Origin of the sequence: Mycobacterium sp. (assembly GCF_032162105.1) — a bacterium.
In the GTDB taxonomy this organism is placed as follows: domain Bacteria; phylum Actinomycetota; class Actinomycetes; order Mycobacteriales; family Mycobacteriaceae; genus Mycobacterium.
Map to the genome: position 1 here is coordinate 1 of NZ_JAVRPS010000684.1, position 5274 is coordinate 5274.

5 protein-coding genes are annotated in these 5274 nt (G+C 68.5%); all 5 read right to left on the reverse strand.

What is annotated here, in order from left to right; genetic code table 11:
• A partial coding sequence (carB, locus tag QOC69_RS34555; RefSeq protein WP_526447096.1) for a carbamoyl-phosphate synthase large subunit occupies positions 1–1570 on the reverse strand: 1570 nt, incomplete at its 3' end.
• Positions 1570–2709, reverse strand: coding sequence for a glutamine-hydrolyzing carbamoyl-phosphate synthase small subunit (gene carA / locus QOC69_RS34560; protein WP_526447098.1), 1140 nt, complete (start codon positions 2707–2709; stop codon positions 1570–1572). The genes carA and carB, both read right to left, overlap by 1 nt.
• Positions 2706–3209 (reverse strand): PH-like domain-containing protein, encoded by a 504-nt coding sequence (locus tag QOC69_RS34565; RefSeq protein ID WP_526447100.1) that lies wholly within the window; start codon positions 3207–3209, stop codon positions 2706–2708. The genes carA and QOC69_RS34565 overlap by 4 nt, the downstream gene beginning before the upstream one ends.
• Positions 3206–4495 carry a dihydroorotase gene (locus tag QOC69_RS34570; protein ID WP_526447102.1) on the reverse strand — a complete coding sequence of 430 codons (1290 nt, stop codon included), beginning with the start codon at positions 4493–4495 and terminating at the stop codon, positions 3206–3208. The genes QOC69_RS34565 and QOC69_RS34570 overlap by 4 nt, the downstream gene beginning before the upstream one ends.
• Positions 4492–5274 (reverse strand): aspartate carbamoyltransferase catalytic subunit (locus QOC69_RS34575; RefSeq protein WP_526447104.1); only part of this gene is annotated, 783 nt, incomplete at its 5' end. The genes QOC69_RS34575 and QOC69_RS34570, both read right to left, overlap by 4 nt.

Genomic DNA, 5274 nt, shown 5'->3' on the forward strand with positions numbered 1-5274 from the left:
TGCCGAGCCGCTGACGCAGTGTGCGGACACCGTTCTCGCCGGCCAGTTCCGGCCTCAGGGCGGCGATTTGACCGTCGGACAGGCCGCTGTGCTTGGCCCGGCGCAGCAGCTGATGGTCGAGCACCGGCGCACCGAGAAGTTCGGCCCGCAGCGCGACCAGCGTGGCGATCTGCTCGACGAACCACGGGTCGACGCCGGACGCCTCGGCGACCACCTCGACGGTGCCACCGAGCCGCAACGCCAGTTCGATGTCGTAGAGACGGCCGTCGACCGGCGTCCGCAGCCCCTCGAGAACCTCGTCGAGGCTGAGGTCGGGGTCCTGGCCCGTCCAGAACCCAGCGCGGTCGGTCTCCAGTGAGCGCATCACCTTGCCGAGCGCTTCGATGAAGTTGCGGCCCAACGACATCGCCTCGCCGACCGACTTCATCGTGGTCGTCAGCGTCGGGTCGGCGCCAGGGAACTTCTCGAACGCGAACCGCGGCGCCTTGACCACGACGTAGTCCAGCGTCGGCTCGAAGCAGGCCGGTGTCTCCTTGGTGATGTCGTTGACGATCTCGTCGAGCGTGTAACCGATGGCCAGCTTCGCCGCGATCTTGGCGATCGGGAAGCCGGTGGCCTTGGACGCCAGGGCGCTCGACCGGGACACCCGAGGGTTCATCTCGATGACGATGAGGCGGCCGTCGGCCGGATCGACGGCGAACTGGATGTTGCAGCCACCGGTGTCGACACCGACCTCGCGCAGGATCGCGATGCCCAGATCACGCATGGTCTGGTACTCGCGATCGGTCAGCGTCATGGCGGGTGCGACGGTGACCGAGTCGCCGGTGTGGACGCCCATCGGGTCGAAGTTCTCGATCGAACACACCACCACCACGTTGTCGTGGCCGTCGCGCATCAGCTCGAGCTCGAATTCCTTCCAGCCGTAGATCGATTCCTCGATCAGCACGTTCGCGCTCGGCGAGGCGGCCAGTCCGTCGCCGGCCATCCGGTCGACGTCCTCGGCCGAGTACGCCATGCCCGAACCGAGGCCGCCCATCGTGAAGGAGGGGCGAACGACGACGGGCAATCCCAGTTCCACGACGGTCTCGCGGACCTCGTCCATGGTGAAGCACACCCGCGACTTCGCCGACTCGCCACCGACCTTGGCGACGATGTCCTTGAACCGTTGCCGATCCTCGCCGCGCTGGATGGCTTCGAAGTCCGCACCGATGAGTTCCACGCCGTAACGCTCCAGCGCGCCGTTCTCGTAGAGGGCGACCGCCGTGTTGAGTGCGGTCTGACCACCGAGGGTGGCGAGCACTGCGTCGATCTTGTTGCCGCGCTCGGCTTGTTGGGCCAGCACCTTCTCGACGAACGCCGGGGTGATGGGCTCGACGTAGGTGTTGTCGGCGTACTCGGGGTCGGTCATGATGGTCGCCGGGTTCGAGTTGACCAGGCTGACCTGCAACCCCTCGGCACGCAACACGCGGCAGGCCTGGGTGCCGGAGTAGTCGAACTCGCAGGCCTGCCCGATCACGATCGGCCCGGAGCCGATGACCAGGACGTGGTTGAGGTCTGTGCGGCGTGGCATCAGCGCCTGCCCTCCCCTGCCTTGACCTCGGACATCAGGTCGACGAATTGGTCGAACAGGTAGTTGGCGTCATGCGGTCCGGCCGCCGCCTCAGGGTGGTACTGCACCGAGAACGCCTGGCCGTCAAGCAGTTTGATGCCTTCGACAACGCCGTCGTTGGCGCACGTGTGGCTGACCGTTGCCCGACCGAACGGAGTGTCGAACTCCTCGCCGGCCTCGCCCTCGAGCGCGAACCCGTGATTCTGCGCGGTCACGGCGACGCGTCCGGTGGTGTGGTCCATCACCGGAATGTTGATGCCGCGGTGGCCGAACACCATCTTGTAGGTGGACCGTCCCAGCGCCCGGCCGAGGATCTGGTTGCCGAAGCAGATGCCGAACAACGGGATTCCGGCGGCGAGCACCTCCCGCGTCACCCCGACGACGTGGTCGGCGGTCGCTGGGTCGCCGGGTCCGTTCGACAGGAACACCCCGTCCGGGTTCAGGTCGGCGATCTGGGCGAAGGTCACCGACGACGGCAGCACGTGGCTGCGGATGCCGCGCCTGGCGAAGTTGCGTGGTGTGTTGGTCTTGATGCCGAGGTCCAGTGCCGCCACGGTGAACCGTTGCATGCCTTCGGGTTCCACGACATAGGCGCCGTCGGTACTCACTTCCCCGGCGAGGTCGGCGCCGAGCATCGAGGGCTGGCCGTTGACGCGCTCGAGCAGTTCGTCGTCGGGCGCAAGGGCATCCCCGCTGAACACCCCGGCCTTCATCGACCCGGCGGTGCGCAGGTGACGGACGACGGCGCGGGTGTCGATGCCCGCGATGCCAACGACGCCCTGGCGGACCAGTTCGTCGTCGAGCGTGCCGGTTGCTCGCCAGTTCGACGCACGCGGCGAGGGGTCACGCACCGCATACCCGGCCACCCAGATCTTGTCGCCGCGACTCTCGGCGTCCTCGTGATTCCAGCCGGTGTTGCCGATCTGCGGCGCGGTCGCGACGACGATCTGCCGGTGATAGCTCGGATCGGTCAATGTCTCCTGGTAGCCCGACATCCCGGTCGAGAACACCGCCTCACCCAAGGTCTGACCGACCGCACCGAACGGGATACCCGTGAACACCCGCCCGTCCTCCAAGACGAGCACCGCCCGATTGCTCACGCAGCCTCCTCCTCCACCCAGTTGGCCAGGTCGCGGCGGTCGTCGCCGCGGAACCCCGTGTCGATCTCGGTACCCGACGGCAGCCGCCACCTGATCGCCAAGATCCCGTCGTGCGTCAGCGCCTTGCCCGCGATGCCCCGTTCGGTACGGATCGCGGTGATGGCCTCGTCCGGAATCCAGATGGGGCCGGCGCCGGTGCGCTGCAACATGATTCCCTCGGGATAGCGGGTCAGCGTCGCCTTGCTCCGGAACCCGAGGTCGCCCACGGCGATGCGGTTCTGCCAGGAGGGCGCGATGGTGCTTCCGACGTAGAGCCCCTTCGTCGCGGGGATGATCGCGGGCCCGACGGTCTCGGGCAGTGGCGGCAGCGCGCCGATCAGCTCGGCCTGCCGCTGGGCGCGGTGCAGCCATCCGCGCATCATCTGGCGGATGATGAAAGCGATCAGCAGTGCCAGCAGCGCCGCCATGATCAGCGACGCGACGAGCGTGGGGGTATTCACGCCGGACTCTTTCCGTCGCGCGCGGTGACCTTGCCGCGCAGCATCGTCAGCGTCACCGCGGCGGGCAGCGTCATGGACTCGAACGGGGTGTTGTCCGAACGGCTGGCGAGTTCGGCTCCGGTGACCGTCCAGGTGGCGTCGGGGTCGACGACGGTCAGGTTCGCCGGCTCACCGACCTCCAGCGGGCGGCCCTGATCGGGCAGTCCGACGATGCGGGCCGGCGCCTCGCTCATCACGCGCGCGACATCGCGCCACGTCAACAGTCCTGGCCGCACCATGGTCTCGACGACCACCGACAGTGCCGTCTGCAGCCCGAGCATTCCGGGGCGGGCCGCGGCGAACTCGCACATCTTCTCGTGTTCGGCGTGCGGGGCATGGTCGGTGGCGACGCAGTCGATGACGCCGTCGGCCAGCGCTTGGCGCAGTGCCCGTGCATCGCCTGCCTCTCGCAGCGGCGGGTTGACCCGGTTGCGGCCGTCGTAGCTGGCCAGTCGCGAATCGTCGAGCAGCAGGTGGTGCGGGGTGACCTCCGCGGTGATCGAGATGCCTTGCTCCTTGGCCCATCTGATGAGCTCGACGGTGCCTGCGGTCGACGCGTGACAGATGTGCACCCGCGCGCCCGCGTCTCGGGCGAGCAACGCGTCGCGGGCGACGATCGACTCCTCCGCGGCGCGCGGCCAGCCCGACAGGCCGAGCCGCGCGGCGTTGGGCCCCTCGTGCGCGACAGCGCCGACGGTCAGCCGCGGCTCCTCGGCGTGCTGGGCGATCAACACACCGATTCCGGTGGCGTACTCCAGCGCGCGGCGCATCACCAACGGGTCCTGCACGCAGAGGCCGTCGTCGGAGAACATCCGCACCCGTCCGACCCCGGCGGCCATCAGGCCCATTTCGGTGAGCTGCGTCCCGGCCAGACCCATGGTGACGGCGCCGACCGGGTGGACGTCGACCAGCCCGACCTGCTGGCCGCGATGCCAGACGTGGTCGGTGACCACGGCGCTGTCGGCGACCGGGTTGGTGTTGGCCATCGCGAACACCGCGGTGTATCCGCCGAGTGCTGCTGCCGCCGAACCCGTTTCGATGTCCTCGGCGTACTCCCGGCCGGGCTCGCGAAGGTGGGTGTGCAGGTCGACGAACCCGGGGAGCAGGATCTGCCCTCCTGCGTCGACCACATCGGCCATGTCGGGGATGGCCAGACCGGGTCCGATGGCTTCGATCTGACCGTCGGAGACCAAGACGTCGACGGCCTCGCCGTCACCGTAGAGCCGTACGTCGCGGATCAAGATCATGCGCTGATCGCCTCTCGTTCGGCACCGACGAGCAAGTGGAAGAGCACCGCCATCCGCACGTGCACGCCGTTGGAAACCTGTTGCAGCACCGCCGATTGCGACGAGTCGGCCACCGACGACGAGATCTCCATGCCGCGCAGCATCGGACCGGGGTGCAGCACCACCGCGTCGCCGGGCAGCTGCGCCAGACGCTTGTCCGAGAGCCCGTACAGCACCGAGTACTCGCGGGTGGACGGGAAGAAGCCGCCGTTCATCCGCTCGGCCTGCACCCGCAGCATCAACACCGCGTCGGCTGCGGGCAGTTCGGCGTCGAGGTCTTGCGACACCGTGACCGGCCACCCGGACACTCCGACAGGCAGCAGCGTCGGCGGGGCGACCAGCACCACCTCGGCCCCGAGCGTGGACAACAGCAGGACGTTGGAGCGGGCCACCCGACTGTGCAGGATGTCGCCGACGATGACGACCCGTTTGCCCTCGATGCTGCCCAGCCGCTGCCGGATGGTCAGCGCGTCGAGCAGCGCCTGCGTCGGATGCTCGTGGGTGCCGTCGCCGGCGTTGATCACGCTGGGTCCTCCCCCGTCGGCTTCGGCAGTCCACTCCGCAAGTTGTTGCGCCGCACCGGATGCCGGATGCCGGATGATCAATGCGTCGGCACCGGCCGCCCGTAGGGTCAGCGCGGTGTCCCGCAGCGACTCCCCCTTGGACACCGACGAACTCGACGCGCTGACGTTGATCACGTCGCCGCTCATCCACTTGCCCGCGACCTCGAAGGACACCCG